Source organism: Paenibacillus paridis (assembly GCF_006345825.1).
GTDB classification, from domain to species: Bacteria; Bacillota; Bacilli; order Paenibacillales; family Paenibacillaceae; genus Pristimantibacillus; species Pristimantibacillus paridis.
This window is the reverse complement of sequence record NZ_VCIX01000081.1, coordinates 101,392-117,755: the sequence shown is the minus strand read 5'-3', so window position 1 is coordinate 117,755 and position 16,364 is coordinate 101,392. Positions and strand designations below refer to the sequence as shown.

Here is a 16,364-nt window from a genome sequence, read left to right as displayed (position 1 = left end):
TAATTTTTAACGTCGTATAATAATCGCTAATGATAATCATTATCACAGTATTGCATTATGTATCTTATAGTATAAATCATAAATTCGTCAACATTTATTTATTTAAAATAAAATATTAGATTAAGTGTAATTATTGCTTTTAAAACAACCACAGCCAAAGTCTAAGTATTAGCTTCCTAGACTGTCGCTAATTCATTGAAATAACATGTCCCGTTAGTTGAGCTCTCCAATGAACATATCTTCTACGCTTAGGTAAATGGAATGAAGATATTTATTAACTTGTTCAACTGCTGAAACTGGTCCGGTTCAATAAGTACGACTAATATTTCATTACCAGTATCCGCGAAGAAGAATCTTTTTCTGCTGCCGCTCGCAGCAAGCAAATCAGAAAAGATCGTGAAAATTTCGAGGCTCAGCCAATCGCTATGCGCGGAAAGCGAATAGCGACGGTTCGTACCGTTAGCTTTAAAGGCAATCCACACCTAACCGGCTTCAATATCCACGTAATCCTGAATATTGGTAACGCTTATTATCGGGTCAACCATAACCGCAATCCGTTTTAATCTTTGAATATAATCCCCGTGATCCTCAATACATTCGCGATCGAAGCACCAAACGTCGTTAGTCGGGTAGAAATCCATGTTAGATTCTATGCGGTCTCTTTCCCTCCCCATACTCATTAGGAGATGAATGTAAGGGCGTTCCTCATAATCTCTGATTTTCATATCTAATATTTCTCTGATTTCCATTTCCCTTTTTAATTTAATCCCTAATTTATCTAATTCTTCGAACTGCTCTTCAATCGAAATACGGACTTGCGAAGGCTTGGAAACTTTGTATTTGTGCTTAAAAAAACTAAACATGCCTTTGATGATTCCCCCTTGTTGAAGATCGCCATTCAACACTTGTAGGTGAAGCTGATGATAATCTGACCTGCACACGGACTATGTGTCGGTTCTTGACCAAAATTCCCAAAAATGAATTGATGAAGATAGCTGTATTCTACTATCGTTATGCGGTAGTTTAACATCACGTCTCGATTCCAATCAATGAGATTTAAACGCTATTCCAACCTTAAAGTAACATTCTCATAAATAAACTATTTATAGTTCCATATATCACCATATATTGAAACGATTCTGCCCGCTAGCTGAGTCTATTCATATTTTTTATTTACATTGTTTAACCAATTACGTCTTAAAAGAAGCAAAACAATAGTTATTGCTATTGTACTAAAACCCATTGATCCTAAACCTAATATAATTCCTCCAATAGGTAAGGTTTCAATCCCCCAGCCAAGCGGAACATTAATGCAGTAATATACCCAAACTATAATAAGGATGATGTGGAATACGAGATTAATCATGTAGGTAGAAACTAATGTAGACGACAATTCTAATGTTTTCTTCATTAAACGCTTCGCAATTAATGTCATGTTGCATCCCGATGGGCCTGCTCCACGTTTTGGTTCATGTTATTTCCTTTTATCCACCGATGTCTCTCGTCGTTGCACGTATACTTATTTGGATTCTCACCAAGACCCCATAGAAAAGGGAACATATGAGGAATTTGACCTCATTTTGGCTGCTCTCATGAGGGATGCGTACTATAGTGGTTTTGCCATCGGTGAAAGTAACCTGACGGTTCAAAAGTTAATCAGCCATATGCTCGTCAATCTTGAGAAACCACTCCAAAATCCATCAACCCAAGAGCCCAACCGAAATCTTGACCACTATATCGAAGCTCAGGTTCACGGTGACATTTCTCTTAAAAAAGACGTAAAGATGCTTGTTGCCGATCCATCCTTACAAGGAACTCCTACAGGACGAATCTTAGAACAGATGTGTTTAACGTATTCCATTGATCTCCACTGGCACATGGGATTTACACTTTTGGTTGATGAGGTTCCTATGGATTTTAGAGGTCCTTCTATGCCTTCACTTGCCAAAAGAATTGCGCATAGTGATTATATTGATGTAAACATGATTGGCTCTGCAGCCATGGACTTGAAACGAAATCCAAGTGATTGGAGCGATAGAGGAACCTACAAAGAAGTTTTGCAAGAATTAAAATTACTCTGGCATGTTTTAGTGAGATATGGAAAGCCAATGAAAAAGTGAACAATTCCCCGTATAGAAGGAGAAATACTGCCCCTTTTCCTTCCGTCGCTTTCCTGCCCTCCAGTTTAAATTGTCTAGTTGCTTTAAATAAAAAAACAGTGGCAACCGAAGACCTATCTCGTCTATCGTTGCCACTGTTTTTGCACTGGGACTAATCTAACTCTTTCATTTCGTTAATCAGCTGCAACCCAAAGGACAGACAAGCTGTACTCCTTATCTCCAACGCGGATCAAGCTATCAGCCGGAATATCCGCCTTCTTGCCCAGGCTGACCTTCACTCGGCTAGCGTACGATTGCTCATCAACAGATCCCTCAGGAGTTGAAGCCGAAGGGTCCGATTCTGAACCAGCAGCATCAGTTTGGCTTTCCGTCTCTCCAACGTTTGTAGCATCGGTCTGCGAACCTATGACAGGCGTAGCAGTTGGCTGATCCCCAGGCGGCGGTGATGCAGACGGCTTCCCTACCTGCTCTTCTGAATCCGTCGGTACGATGGTTCCCAATGGCTCAACCGTGCCCGTTGCTGTGGTCGAATCGGTAGGCAATGCGGTACTGTCGGCAGCCGTTCCATCTCCAGCGGGAGCAGTTGGGCTCGCCGTATCGGTGCTGCAATTAGCTACCAGACCAAGCTCTTTGTATTCAACCGCTTCTACCCCCGGGGCCGCGATGCTTAAAATAGCAGGCTTAAAGTCCGCGCAGGCAGCCGCGTTCTTGAATAGGAATACCAGTGAGGTTGTTGCCTCCGCTCCTTCAGCAGCCGGATTTTGTTCCGCGAATACAACCACATCCGCACCCGGAATTTTCGTTTCATCCGAAGGCTGAATTTCAGGCAGCCCCGCTCCTTCGTTTCCGTTGTCGCCTTTGTCCGAATTGGACCACAAGAGGCCGGCCACGACCATAATAATCCCCAATAACGCGATGGAGCTGATTACCGCCGCTTTGCCATTCCGAAAGGGAAATCGGGCTTTCGAAGAAAGCTCCCGACTCGCCTGCTTGTATACCGCTTGAAGCGCAGGGCCTCCCTTATCAAAATGCTGCTTCCAATTCGCGCGCTTCTTAAACGCTTCACGGTCATATTTGGTGAAATAAGCGACGATTGCCGTAATATACGCTGGCACAAAACCCCTCGGGCGCATAAATTCCGGTTGCTTCTCAGACCATTGGAAGAAACGGTACACGGTTTCCTTATTCGCAGCATTTCGATGCAAATAATCGAGCAGCTCGGTATTGTCCACAACTTCCGTATCGGAGCTGCTCAAAAACGCCAACACGAGGCGCGGCCACGCTCCTTCCTCCAATTGTTCCTCTAGCAGCCGTCTCCCTGCCTGTTGAACATCATCGATTTCCGCCGGTGACAGCCGATTAAATAGTCGATCCGATGGCTCCGGCAGCGCGAACCATTCATATAAAGCCAATAGCTTGAGCGCGGCCGTTCTTTCCCGAGGGTCCTGCAGCTTGCCGTTCCAGCGCTGCAGCTGCTCCTTATGGGAGAGGAAGCCGGCTGACAAGAGCTGCTCTTTAGTCAATCGATCCAGATTCATCTCAGCGAGCATCTTCCGATATAGCGCTAGTTCCAGTTCCTGGTAGAACTCCGCCGCTCCATCGAATGAATGCTTCGGTGTCCCTGCTCTCGACTCTCCTTCAATCCTGCGCAGCTGCTCGAGTACCGTATGAACTGCTGGCAGCGAATATCGATCACGCTCCAGCTTTGCCGTAAGCTGCTCTCGAACTAGCGCTTGAAACGATTCATAGTCAAACAGCTTCGGATAAGCATTTCCCCAATGCTCGATCAATTGGAGCACGCTGCCTGCTCCCGACAAGGCTTGAAGTTTTCTCTCCAAATAAGGGATAAACAAGCTCCCCATCAACCTCGAATCCGCAATCAGCATCCGGAAGAACGCATAGCTGAAATCAGCATTGCTTTCTACACCGTCATATAATGACTCTACTGCTGCTTGGTCACTGAGTCTGCTCGAGTTATTTAGCGCGGAGAGGAAAAAGGATATCAGTTTCCCTTCAAAGTATTTGCCGTCAATTCGGTAATATTCCTTAAATACGTCGACGATGAACGCATCCGGAACCTGACCTTGCCGTACGCGGTCAAACTCATAATCGAATCGCGAAAGAAGCACATCTGACAGGCGAATCTTGGCATTCAGCGCACCGGAAGGCTGCAAGTAATCGAGCAAGCCGCGCAGCACCGCGCTTTTATGCGCTTCATACAGTGACTCATTGCCTTCCTCGATCTGATAGATGACGCAAAGCTCATGATAGCTGGCAGCAGAGACTTTCCTTTCCTCCCCCATGTCGGCTAGCATTAGCTCAGCGAATGGGTAAAAGCCGTCCGCACGCGATGGTCGTTCTAGATTATCCCATGCAAAATCCAAATACGGCTGGTCCGCTCCATCCAAATCTACATTCGTAATTCGGCCGCTCGCAAAATCAAACGTATAATCCTTCTCGATGCTCCGGTCGCTAGCGCGAAGGCTCCCTTGTTCAACGAAGGTGAGATGCACGCCTTTCCGGCTTTGCGGCTCCTTCGCATACGTCATGAAGCCAAGCTGCTTTCGGTAAGCGTACGGCAGACTCGCATAGAGGACGTTCAGCAATTGCCTCGCTTTCTCCGGCAGCTGTACAATCGGCACATCAAGCGAGACATAAATCTTCTTCTTGCCTCCGCCAACGGCAGCCATTACTGCATACAGCAGCTGCTTAAATGGAATCTCTCCAATATTCAGGAGCGCTAATGTCGAGCGATAGGACGGTTTGATCGCAGATGCCCTAGTTGTCGGCAGGCTCGCTAGCTCGGCAAGCTCGGTCCCTTTCTCGATATCGTATTGATCTTCGAAGGAAGCACGCAGCCAGCTTTCATACCGTTCGGCAGACTCATCCTCATGCCCCGCAGGTATCAAGTAGTTATGGGTAAAGAACGCGCTGCGCAGACCGGTGAAATCCACCGCCTTGTACACGCTGCGCCCAAGGAGAATATCGCCGTTGTCGAGATGAAGCAGGTGCATCGTCTCTGGATAGGCGCTGCCGTCTTTCTCGCCGCGCGTCGCAAGCTCCGTTGGCGCATCGTAGACGCAGAACGGATGAAGCACTTTTTTGATATATGCCGGCTCTAGCCCGCTTGACCTCGCAATCGTGTCATAACCTTCCGTGGATCTGAAAATACCGCGTCTCTCCCGTGCGTACATCTGCTGCTGAATGCTACTACGGGGCATGGAATCGCGCACTATTCTCTTCTCCCCTCAATATAATTCAGCTTGTAGAGCAGCCATACGAACGGCTCGTCCACACGGATTGGACTCACGACGGTTTGCAGCTTCTGATCCACGGGGTTACTGCCAAGCGCCGATACCGCATAATAAGCCGTATCCTTGAAATAAACGTCCATCGTCCCCTTGAACGGACGATCGACCTTTTCAATAAAACGGCGAATTTCGCCATCAATATTTTCAAACTCGGTCAGGTTGAAATAATTGCGGTGCACCATATTGTTAAAAATATTGCTATTCGATTTGATGTATTCTCCATCCTCGTCTTTAAGGGAATGAAGCATATCGCTCTTCGTCAACACGACGGCCGTCGGAATATCCGTTTTGTTATTTTCCTGGTAAGCGATGAAATCGCCGAACATCGTCAGCACGACATCACGCGGCTCATCGTATTGGGAAACCCACTCGCCAGGCTTATCGCCAAGGTTCATTCTGATCTTCTCGCGGATGGAGCGAATTTGCAGCGGATCAACCATTAGCAGAATGCCTGCCGAGTTTTTGATATGCTGTCCGTGCAGGCCAAGGTAATCCTGCTCTACCATTCCCTCGCCCGCCACGTCGAAGAATACGAGCGTAAGCGGCGGCTTCGTCTCATCCTTAAAGACGAATTGGAAAATAAACGGCTCTTGCATTTTCTCCTTTTGGGTAGAAGCAAGCAAGTCTCCACGCTCGAATAAGGGCTCCTCATAATAGGTGCGGAACTTGCGGCTGATCTCCGCGTTCAGCGGCATGCAGGCCGCGTCAAAATGATCAGCCGTCGTGTTCTGAAGCGTATGGATCAAGGCAGTCATATACACTGATTTGCCAACCTGCGATGCTCCGATGATGGAAATGATGTTGCTTGGCGTTTTGCCAGCAGTCACGGGAAGCTCATTGTGGCATTTCGGGCAAAGCCTTCTGCGCGTCAGCTCGCCATACCGGTCATGCAGCCCAATCAGCACGTGATCCGAGTACACGCGGTATTCCTCCGGCACGTCAACCGGATAGAGCACCGCTTCCATGTCATGCACAGAGTCTAGGCCAAAGCGCTCACGGTACTTGTTCAGCGCCTCGTCTTCCCCGAGCGCGTAGTCCTCATCGTCCTCGCGGGAATGGGTGGCGCGAAACACAGCCTCGTCTGGCGTAAATTTGCTGAAGCAATAGGGACAGACAATGTCATAAAACAACGGCCGCTGCTTGGCTTCCGGTTTTTTCTTGAAAAGATCGAAAATGCCCATGCGATCTTCCTCCTTTATTCTGAAATCAAATCATACATTTGCCCGTGTGACCGTCCGTCGGTAAAGAACAAGCGGATATAATCCTGCTTGCCTACCTCGATGGCTGGCAGCACGTTTCGTCCTGCCGCAAACGGGGCAACGAACGGATATAGCATCCCATCTTCTTTATTCGAAGGATAACCGCCCTGCTTCTTTACGTAGCAGAGCACCTCCTTCGCTATTGGAACCTCCGTCGTCACCTGAATTTGAACCGTTTTGAACTTTCTAAAGAAACCGTTCTTTTCCGTTACGGAATAATATATTTTAGCCTTTCCGGCACTGATTTCGATTCGATTATTGCCATCCTGCTGAAGAACGAGCTGCGAGCCCCCGCTGCCCTCCAGACAGGCATAGACCGTAAATACATAACGGCCAATGCCTTCAATCCGGCTGTGGTAACCATTGTTTGCCTTATATTCCGCCCGCGTATACAGCTTCGCGTTTCCGATGTCCCCGGCCATGGAATCCGCATGCTCAGCAGGCGCTTTCCCAATATAAACCGCCTCGATCTCCCGCGGCCAGGTCCAGCGCAGCGTGCAGCGGTCCTCCTCCATCATCCGGGTCAGCCCGCTGATCACCGGAGTATCCTTCTCCGCGTCGATAAAACGCATGTCTATTCGCCTCCTGAATCAGTTAAAAACCATGGCTGCGGCTATCCTTCGACCGTCCGCCCATGCCCGCGGAGGGAAGCGCCGAGCCGCTGCCTTTTCTTCCGCCTCCGCGTGATTTCGTGCCGCTGTTCTCCCTAATCGGTACAATCAGCGTAAACAGCCCTATAACGGCCGCCAGCACAAGGGCAGCGATAAAGCGCCAGAACCCGTCGGTAAAGTCATGCCCCGACAAGCCATAATCCAAAATATAACCGGCAGCTATGCCGCCTACAATTCCGCCTGCGCCAAAGCTAAGCGCCAGAAAACGGTTATCAAACACCAGCCCGAGCGATACCCCGATTGCTGCGCCAATGAGAGCAAAGGCCAGAATACGCAGCAGCATGTAGAGCGTACTGTCTTCCAGCGTGCCTTTACGCTCCGTTAAGAGTGTCCGGTTATCAAGCTTTTTGTAAATGTTTTGGAAAACGAGTGACACGCCGTTTGCTTCGGTCACGTCGTAATAGCTGCCTCCCGTAGCGTCCGCGATTTGCTGCAGCAAGGCTGAGCCTCTCGTATCGACCACGCTAAGCCCTACGGTGTTAATGACAATTTGCTGCTCTTTATAATCCTCGATTTGTTGGTTAATGCTCGATTCGCTAAAGCCGTCCGAGAGCAGAATAACCATGGTGCCGCGTGCGAAGCCCGTTTCACCCTGTATCGTCTTCATCGCCTCCGACAGCGCAAGTCTGAAGTCTGTGCCTCCGTCCGTCGGCTCTATAGCATCGATGGCTGCATGGATCTCGTTCTTCTTCTCCTGCGAGCTTACATTGACAAAAGGCAAAAGCAATTCCGCCGTGTTGCTGAACATGACAATCGCTACCCGCTTGTCGTCATCCATATTGTCAATCAGTTGCTTAGCAGCCGTGTAGCGCTCGTTATCCGGATCAGTCTCGAGCATGCTTCCCGAATTATCGATAACGAGTACAATATCCTTCACCTGCTTGGCTCCGCCCAAATGCAGCCCGTACAGCAGCTGAAGCAAGCCGCCTACAATAAACAGCAGCACAAGCGTCGCCGGCACAAGCAGCTTCCAAGATAAATCCGTGTAGCGCTGTCTCCAGGAATTCCCGTTCAGACGTGGCGTTATTAGCTCGGCAATTAGGCAAAATAAGCCTATGCACAAAGCAAGAACACCGAAGTAGAGGCCAACCACGGCAAAACGCGGCCAAGTCCCTAGCAGAGAGCCAAGAATAACCTCGCCGATTGCAAATCCGATTGCGCCGCCAATCAGGCTGAACAATAGGAGCAGCAGGTTTATTTTTCGTTGCATGATGTAAGCATCCTTTCCGCACTTGCTAGTAGACCGCACTGATGATTCACGTAGATCGGTCAGCGAAGCTCAGGCAGAAGGGACGAATCAAGCGCATGGAATTCATACCCGTTCTGCAAATAGGTTTCGTAATAGACTTTGCCGTTCCGGTAATACATAAGGTCTTCCAAATGAAAGCCGCCCATCAGGTTCAGCTTCTCGACCCCGCTTCTGCGCTTCTCGTGCACGCAGCCCAGCTTGTAGATGCGCGAGCTATCATCAATGCCAAGCGCATAACGGATAAACTCGCTGCCACGGTCACCGAACAAATATTTTTCCTCATAACGATGCTCATGAGTGTAATCAAGCAGCCGGATATGAATCGCTGCGTGGTCCTCCAGCATCCGGTAGAGCTTCTGGAACAGCTCATCCCGCGACAAAGCCTTCCGGTTGGTGTAAGCAACCGATACGTTTGCCCGCTGCAGCAGCTCCTCCTCGAAGGTCTGGGCGAAAGGCTCCGCCGTCAAAATATGCTTGCGGCAAACGTCGACCAGACGCTCGGTGAATGCCTGGTCTCCAAGCGCCAGAAGCTCCTCTACGCTGCCTATCAATCGTTCCTCGAAGAACGCGCCTTTGCCGCGCTTCTCTTCAAAATCCTTCATGGCATTTTCCGTTATTCGATCGTAATAATCGAAAATGTTCTGCCCGATATAGTCATCCGCCATGCGGATGCTCTGCAGCGCCGTTTCTTTGAGCTCTGCTTCCAGCCCTGTCATTTGAGCCACGCGGGCTTGATACTCGCCATGCAGCTGCTCCATCTCGCCGATGAACTTCCTGTACAAGGCAAGCTCCGTTTCAAGGCGCAGCAGCTGCCACTTCATTCGATATACCGTATCGAACAAAGCTCTAGTTAGCGCGCGTAAATTTTGTTTATCCATAAATGGCAGCCGCTTGATCTTTAAGTCATCAACCCGCAGGTTGCTTGCCCGCTCCAGCTCTTCCTGAGCCAGATCGATTTCTCTTACCAAGTCGCGCATGCGGGCGCGTACAGCTGCCGGAATGCTGCCGGTCTCGTTCTTCTCGTCGCTCCACTCCGCAACCTGATAGAAGCTGATGCCTGGATGCTCCCTTAAGTTGCGGCTAACGGCTCTCCGCAGCTCCAGCGCAGCTTTTACTTCATACAGACGCTCTTCGGCCACGCCCGTAAAATGCTTATGAAAGAACGCCGCGCTGCTGTCGCCGTACAAAGCGTCTTCAGCCTCACGCAACGTCATGCGCCGCAACTCCTCATACCGAATACCGCTTGTCAGAAGGCCCCCCATATCGGCCAGCAGCTCCTCGCCCGGAAGCATATCTGCCGTACGGGTCTCAATGGCTTCCGCATCCAGCCCGAAAAAGGCAAGCTTCTCCTTGCTGCCTAGCTCCGGATCATGCTTAAGCCGCTCCGACAATTGTTTGAAGAAGTGGTACAACACAGTCAAGGCGATGGAATAGCTGGGACGCTTCACCTTGGCAAGCCCCGCTGAGACGAAGCCTTGCCTGCCAGATTCGGACATCAGGCTGTTCTTGAAGGAAGCATTGTTGTAGTTGGCTTCGCTTGACTGAACCTGCGCTTCCTTCCTTCTTCTGTTTTTGAGCAGGAGCACATGGCAAATGATTTCATAGTTATCCAGCATCCCATTCAGCGTCGTCATGCCGCACTCGTCGCGATCAGACAGCAGATAAACAAGATCGAATAACGGAGACGCATGGTGATTCACTGGGATCGACAAGCCGTCTCCCGTCACCTGAAGCCGCGCGGAATACGAATAATCGGGCCGCTGCATGCCTTCTAGCTCGCGGAGGAAGCTGATGCTCGCCGCACTCGCATAACCAAATGTTTCCGATTGCTCCCGTTCATGGATCAAGCCATACAAATCCATTTGTACCGACTTGAATAGCTGCTGGAAGATCGATTGCGCAAGGAGCGATATTTCCGGGATCAATACGGTTAGCGGATCATCCACCCTCGTAATGACCGCAAGATGCAGCCGGTCAAAGGAGGCGTAAAGCCTCCCGTAATCCGCAATCGTATCACTGACCTGCCGCAGCGCGCGGTTAAGCTCAGCCAAATGCCGCCCTTCCTTGTGGAAGGCCTCCCCGATCGCTTTGCGCTTCGTACGGTTGTCTTCTGGCCCGCCCGCGACTCCGTTAAGCGCTACGCGAATGACCTTGGCCGCCGATTTCCCTATATGCTCTTCACCGTTAGCGGTTGCTAACTTCTTGCCGCTCCCGGATGACACATGAAAATAGATGACTCCGGCGTTGTTGTCCCATTTCTGTTCGTTTGACCGGATCATGGGTTCAATAGCGTCTCCCGCCTCATCGCCAACAAACAAGAACACCGTAGGATAATGAATGCTGCTCTGATCATCCTCTAGACCGCTTAGCTTCTGTTCAGCGGCCGAATAATCGCTGGCGAATCGATCCAACAAGGCTCTCATCGTTATTTCAGCTTTCTGCGGATGTCATTAAGCTTGGTGGTCATTTCCTTATAGAAGCGGTACATCTCCTCGCCATTGGCAAGCTCTACCTTCTCGTACTCCAGACGCTCGCGCGCATCCAGGAAGCTGCCGAACAGCTCCTCCAGCTTCGCCAGCAGCAGCGAAGTATCCTCCGAGGCTGTCACTTCCGTTACCCGGCGCGCGGCTTTGCGCATCAGCAGGCTGCGGTTCTTCTCATCAAGCTGGCGGAAGCTCTCGAACACTTCGAATTCGACATAGCTGCTGCTTTTCATCAGGTTGGCAAAGGGTGCCCACGCTTCCTCTTCGGGGTCACGGTCGTATACGTAAAGGGCGCCCTTCTTGCAAATCGTCTCTGTATAAAGAGCCTCAATAAATTGATCGAGCCATTTCTCCTCGCCTTGGTGCAAAAGCAGCAATTGCTCCAGCTCACTCGCCTTCGCCGCAATAGCCTCATACTTCGCCAATTCCTCGCGAACAAGCCTTAGCTGCTCCGGAGAGCGAATAAGATTCTCCTGCGCCAGCTCCTCCGTGAAGCTTCCGAAAATATCCTTCGTCGTCTCCAGCTCAAGTCCCTCGGACAACAGCCGCTTAAGCTCCGTTACCGCCCGCTTAACCTCACCCAAATTCGGCTTTGCCGCATCAAGCTGCATATTGAACGGCTTTAACGCCTCCAACAGATGAAACGGCTTCGTAAAGCGTACCGAATAACGGCTGCTCGTATTGTTATCGATGCCCTTCTCTACGATAATTCGGAAGCTTTCCGCTTGGACAAATTCAGCGCGCACTCTGGCGTTATAGCTTTTTACGCGCGGATTAACGTACGTATCTCCCCATGACTTTTCCGGAATCGGGGAAGGCAGGAACGTCCAGTTGACCCGGTCGGTCTGTACCAGATGGCGCCCAATACCTTCTTTGTCCATAATGGTCCGCTCGTAGCTTTCCTCATACACTTTCAGCGGCGTATAGACGAATAAAGGCACGCCGTTTCTCGTATTCAACCAGAAAATGCGGTTTTTGACCTCGCTCTCCTTAATCGTGAAGTGCGACTTGCCGATAGAATTGTTTTGATAGTTTTTGATGCCTCGCAAAATGCTAGGCGCCTGCACCGGCACCGAGACGAAGCCCCATGACGGCACATGCAAATTGCCGGAGCTGTTGCTGAGATGAAACACCGGAATTGCTTCCTCATCGAGCTTGCTCGCAATATGGCGCTCGACGAACTTCTCGATCGATTCGTCGTTGCCGTATTTCATCACGAGGAATTCTTCCATCGATTTAGTAATCAGATCTCCGAATTTATCAGTCAAAAACTCCGAGATCGAGCTGACGATATCGACCTCCTGTTCCTTCACCCACAGGTTGGAATGGTCGAGCAGCTCCTGCGTAAAGTCGCGGATCAGGTCATCCCCGTCCTTCTTATCCATCAGGCGGCTGATGACATCCGAAATGTCCGGCACGCCGACGATATTCCAATAGTACGTTTTGTTTCCTTTATGGTCGGCCTGTTCTTCCCCGTTCGTCAGAAGATCGCCGTTTTTGGCGAAAATCGTATTCAGCACATTTAAAATTTCCGTAAACACATTATAAATCCGGTTATTCTCGTTATTAAGGAGCTGGTGAAGATCCTCGTAAAACTCAATAAGCTGCTCCATGCGCTCTACGTCGGCATGCAGCCAGTACTCATTGATTTTCGCTTCGATATAATTGTTTTTCTTCTTGTCCTTGGACACGAACGCGCTTTTGGCATCGCCCATACGCTCTTCCGCCTGCTCCCGCGCCGCTTCGATTTCCCGCGGAAGCCGCGTCAAGCCCTCGCGCAGCGTCTCAATATAGGAGAGCAGCATTTTCAGCAGGCAAAAGCCTTTCTCGGTATACAAGAGGCGTGAAACATAAAACGGCCCTTGCTCCGGATGAAGGAACGTCCGCCGGATTTGATCGGTAAACTGGCCAACAATCTCGCCTGGGAGCTGCTTCTTCGCCTTGATGTATTCCTCCCGCGCACGCGCCAAAAAGTTTTGCTCCAGCTCGGTGTCCATGTTGACCGCCTGCATCTTGATTACGTTGTTGTAGCTGAGCCGCTCGCTGTTCTCGAAGCCCGGCAGCGGCTCCGGCACGCGCGAATCAAACGTCTTCATCATCGTTTCCAGATCGATGCCCAGCTTGCGGGCAAACTTCTCTACGTCATCCTGGCTCGGCGCCTTCTCGAACATCTTGTCCATTTTGTTAAAGAGTCGGTAAGCTAAATAGGTGGTCATTTCCTCAATCGGGAGCACCGCCGAGGATGCGCCGATAATGTTGTAATCGTAGTTGGCCGGATACATCTTGTTCATCTGCGCAATATTTGTGCGAATGTTGCTGATATAGTCATGAATAGCGAATTCCTCGCCGGATTGCTTCTCTTCGCTGGATATAAAGTTCGTAATGTTTTCCGCCGTTACGTTCATGCAGTAATCATAGGCATTCTCAAGCAGCTTGCCCTCCGCATTCGTAGCTGAGATTAAATGACAAAGGTTAAAGGGCGGCAGCGGCGAGTTCACGGACAAAATATTGCCGTACTGCTGCTTGAAGCGTTCCCCCCTGCTGTCCACGTTCATCCAGTAATCCAGTTCCTTAAGCGCAGCGTACCCGTTCTTCTTAATATACTCGCGCGTATGGTCGCTCAGGCTTTTGTTCGCGAGGTTAATATCTGGCGTAAACAAATAACCAAGCGTGTTCACGCGGTCAATGCCCGCCGAGCCGTGGTCGCGTTCGATAATTCCGCGGACGATATACGAAATATCAAGGAAGCAGCCGCTGCCGGTACCTCCGGACAATCCTGTAAGCAAGAACACCATCAGCTTCTTGTTCGTGCCGACGGATAACGTTTTAATTTTTTTGTCGATGCTCTGCACGACCTGATTAATCTTCGTGAACAGCAGCAGGCGCCCAGCCTGGCGTACCCCCGCCGCTCCGTTCATGCCATCGGTAATGCTCAGCTCCGGGGATAGCCAATCGGTAATATACGGCTCCAAAATGCTGCGGTTTTGCAGCAGGCCGCCTACCTCGGCGTTCGACAGCAGCACGAATTCATTGATCGGATCAAGGCCGATGCCCTTATATTTTTTGTTGCGGTCCTGCTCATTCGTTTCAAAGGCAAGAAACTCCACATTGTCGGGCTTCTCGCGTTTTCTCTTGGAGACCGGGTCAGCCGGCAGCTTAAAGCGGCGGTTAATTTGGTATTTCAAGCGCAGCAGCGCATCGATGCCGGTACCGCCAAGCCCGATAATGAGAATCGGATTGTCTATCGTGTCTACCCTGATTTTCTCGCTGACAATGCCTCCGCCAAGCGAAACGTCAAGCTGCTGTATATGTTCTCTTACAATTGGTTTCATACGTTACAACCTCCTGGGCTCTATTTAAACGAGATATTCGATAAATATCGTTTTGTCTACTTGCTTCAGCGATACCGTAATGCGGTCTCCGCTCTTCAATTCCAGTTCACGTGATGCGTCTACAGCCCGGCCGGATTTCTCGATCGTGCTCGGCGATCCATTTTGCAGCACGATGCGGTCATTGCTTCCCGGCTTGAACACAATCTTCTCCGTCTCCTTCAGCTCGGGAGCGAGCTGCAGCAGCTGATGGAGCAGCAGCTTGCCCTTGAAGGCGGACAGCTTCTTGTACTGCGGCGAGGTTTTGTCGCCCGTATTCTCGTCGCGGATCTCGATGACAAGCTGGCCGACAAAGCCGCGGTTCGCCTGCTTCAGAAGCCGGAGCACGAAGTAGGCTGCCGCAAGCAAGATGGCAAGGCCCACAACGCCCAATATAACAGGAATTAGAGGAAACGCCTTCTTAGGCTCAGCGGCCGGTTCTGACGGCGATGTCGCCGGACCGCTGCCCTTCGCCGTTATCGTAACCGCGTCCGTCTCCCGGAAGAAGCTTGCTTCCTCGGCCTTTACTTTGATCTCGTAGTCATGCTTCTCGGCAATTTTGTACGTCCCTGCAAAATGGTCGCCCGCATTGTCCATCTTCATTTCCTCGGTCTTGCCTGTATCCAAATCTTTAACGAGCAAAACGGCGCTCATGTTGCTGTATTGCGTCTGATCCTCCAGCTTTTTCCCGCCGCTCATCAGATAAGAGCTGAACTTCACCTCATCGCCCTTCGAATAAGACGTTGTGGCAAGCGGATCAAGCGCCAAGCTCAAGTCGTAATTGAATACGAGATTGATATCGATTTTGTCACGGTTCACGCCCTTCACCTGCAGCGTCCAATCGCCTTCCGTCGGCGAGAGCAGCTTCAGCAGCGAGTAGCTCTTCGACTTCGACAGCAAAACCTCATCGGATGGGATCGGGACTTCCTTGCCTGAAGGGTCAAGCAATTTGGCCTCTACCGGCTTCGTTGACATGATGGAGATGTTGGCCTCCAGCACATTCGCGTTAGGCACCGATATTTTCACGTTCTGATAGCTGCCGTCCGCCGTGAAGGAATCGACCGGCACAACGTTTAGCTCCAAATGGCTCGCGAATATTTCACTGAGTATCTTAGGCAGGTCATCTGCCGAATCCGTTGCGAACGACTTGCCGCCGGTATCATCCGACAGCTTCGCTAGCGCCGCTTCATTCAGCTTGCCATCGGCATTGAGCCCGATGGTATAAATTGGGACGCCGCTGTCCTTCGCTTCCTTCAGTGCCTTCTCCATGTCTGCATCGGATTCTGACTGCGTCCGGCCGGAGCGTTTGTCGAAATCGTTATTGCCATCCGCCAGCAAAATAATCATCGGCTCATGCGCTGGATCGGCACCATCGGCCAATATTTGTACGGCTTCCTTAACTCCAACCGATATATCCGTATAGGCGCCGCGGTTCAACTGGTCAATAAACCCTTTTAAATTTTCCTTGTCCTTGGAGGACTGGATTTCAAGCAGCGCCTTCTCGCGCTGAATTTGGTCCGTATAAGCGACGATTCCGACTTGGTCGCCCTGTTTTGGCAGCATATCAATAAACATCTTCATCGCTTCATTGCCGATTTTGCTTGGATCGCTTGTGCTCATGGAATTGCTGACGTCGAGCACCAGCACCGCATCGATTTGTGAAGCGCCCTGTGCTGCGTGAGCGGTGGTAAAGCTGGCAAGGGGCAGCAGCAGCACCGCTGCGGCCAATATGAGATGACGTGTCATACGTTTGAGTGAATTCATGGTTTCTTACTCCTTTACTTGGGGACAAGCTCGTCTACCGTGCTAGTCCAATAGTCACTGTTAGTCACTGCTCCCCCTATGGTGATATACTATGGAATGAGTATACCTGATAGATTCCCAGAAATCACTATTACTGTAA

10 protein-coding genes and 1 pseudogene are annotated in these 16,364 nt (G+C 50.3%); 1 reads left to right on the top strand and 10 read right to left on the bottom strand.

All coding sequences use genetic code 11. From position 1 onward, the window contains the following. Nucleotides 1-248: 248 nt before the first annotated feature. From FJQ58_RS10480 to FJQ58_RS10470, 3 genes are all read right to left on the bottom strand, one after another. Nucleotides 249-482 (bottom strand): hypothetical protein, encoded by a 234-nt coding sequence (locus FJQ58_RS10480; protein ID WP_139993044.1) that lies wholly within the window; start codon nt 480-482, stop codon nt 249-251. Then, nucleotides 483-863 (bottom strand): hypothetical protein, encoded by a 381-nt coding sequence (locus FJQ58_RS10475; RefSeq protein WP_139993042.1) that lies wholly within the window; start codon nt 861-863, stop codon nt 483-485. It lies immediately after the preceding gene. Nucleotides 864-1,156: 293 nt separating this feature from the next. Then, the gene (locus tag FJQ58_RS10470) at nt 1,157-1,435 is read right to left on the bottom strand and encodes a hypothetical protein (RefSeq protein WP_139993040.1); all 279 of its coding nucleotides are present in this window, start codon (nt 1,433-1,435) and stop codon (nt 1,157-1,159) included. On the opposite strand from FJQ58_RS10470, the pseudogene FJQ58_RS10465 reads away from it, so the two are divergent. Next, nucleotides 1,422-2,120: pseudogene (locus tag FJQ58_RS10465) on the top strand (DUF3626 domain-containing protein); the annotation flags it as partial. The gene FJQ58_RS10470 and the pseudogene FJQ58_RS10465 overlap by 14 nt on opposite strands. Before the next feature lie 173 nt (nt 2,121-2,293). Here FJQ58_RS10465 and FJQ58_RS10460 read toward each other — a convergent pair. Genes FJQ58_RS10460 through FJQ58_RS10430 form a run of 7 tightly spaced genes read right to left on the bottom strand, consistent with a single transcriptional unit; the run spans nt 2,294 to nt 16,225 of the window. Beyond that, complete coding sequence (locus tag FJQ58_RS10460; RefSeq protein ID WP_139993037.1) at nt 2,294-5,353, bottom strand: GAP1-N2 domain-containing protein; 3,060 nt, start codon at nt 5,351-5,353, stop codon at nt 2,294-2,296. Further along, nucleotides 5,353-6,612: a TRAFAC clade GTPase domain-containing protein gene (locus FJQ58_RS10455; protein WP_139993035.1), complete on the bottom strand. Its 1,260-nt coding sequence runs from the start codon at nt 6,610-6,612 to the stop codon at nt 5,353-5,355. Before FJQ58_RS10455 ends, FJQ58_RS10460 begins: the two co-directional genes overlap by 1 nt. Nucleotides 6,613-6,626: 14 nt before the next feature. Next, on the bottom strand, nt 6,627-7,262 hold the full coding sequence (locus FJQ58_RS10450; protein ID WP_139993033.1) for a beta-mannanase: 636 nt from the start codon (nt 7,260-7,262) through the stop codon (nt 6,627-6,629). A gap of 22 nt (nt 7,263-7,284) precedes the next feature. Next, entirely contained in the window at nt 7,285-8,571 is a 1,287-nt protein-coding gene (locus FJQ58_RS10445) for a vWA domain-containing protein (protein ID WP_202915245.1), read from the bottom strand. 59 nt (nt 8,572-8,630) lie between these two features. Further along, nucleotides 8,631-11,033 carry a transcription initiation factor TFIID gene (locus FJQ58_RS10440; RefSeq protein ID WP_139993030.1) on the bottom strand — a complete coding sequence of 801 codons (2,403 nt, stop codon included), beginning with the start codon at nt 11,031-11,033 and terminating at the stop codon, nt 8,631-8,633. 2 nt (nt 11,034-11,035) lie between these two features. Beyond that, entirely contained in the window at nt 11,036-14,425 is a 3,390-nt protein-coding gene (locus tag FJQ58_RS10435) for a tubulin-like doman-containing protein (protein WP_139993028.1), read from the bottom strand. Nucleotides 14,426-14,449: 24 nt separating this feature from the next. Beyond that, nucleotides 14,450-16,225, bottom strand: a complete 1,776-nt coding sequence (locus tag FJQ58_RS10430) for a vWA domain-containing protein (protein ID WP_139993026.1) — start codon at nt 16,223-16,225, stop codon at nt 14,450-14,452. Nucleotides 16,226-16,364 lie beyond the last annotated feature (139 nt).

Excerpts from the sequence above, each read along its gene's own strand:
- FJQ58_RS10455 (WP_139993035.1), bottom strand. The coding sequence starts at position 6,612 with ATGGGCATTTTCGATCTTTTCAAGAAAAAACCGGAAGCCAAGCAGCGG.
- FJQ58_RS10470 (WP_139993040.1), bottom strand. The coding sequence starts at position 1,435 with ATGACATTAATTGCGAAGCGTTTAATGAAGAAAACATTAGAATTGTCG.
- FJQ58_RS10450 (WP_139993033.1), bottom strand. The coding sequence starts at position 7,262 with ATGCGTTTTATCGACGCGGAGAAGGATACTCCGGTGATCAGCGGGCTG.
- FJQ58_RS10440 (WP_139993030.1), bottom strand. The coding sequence starts at position 11,033 with ATGAGAGCCTTGTTGGATCGATTCGCCAGCGATTATTCGGCCGCTGAA.
- FJQ58_RS10445 (WP_202915245.1), bottom strand. The coding sequence starts at position 8,571 with ATGCAACGAAAAATAAACCTGCTGCTCCTATTGTTCAGCCTGATTGGC.
- FJQ58_RS10435 (WP_139993028.1), bottom strand. The coding sequence starts at position 14,425 with ATGAAACCAATTGTAAGAGAACATATACAGCAGCTTGACGTTTCGCTT.
- FJQ58_RS10430 (WP_139993026.1), bottom strand. The coding sequence starts at position 16,225 with ATGAATTCACTCAAACGTATGACACGTCATCTCATATTGGCCGCAGCG.
- FJQ58_RS10475 (WP_139993042.1), bottom strand. The coding sequence starts at position 863 with ATGTTTAGTTTTTTTAAGCACAAATACAAAGTTTCCAAGCCTTCGCAA.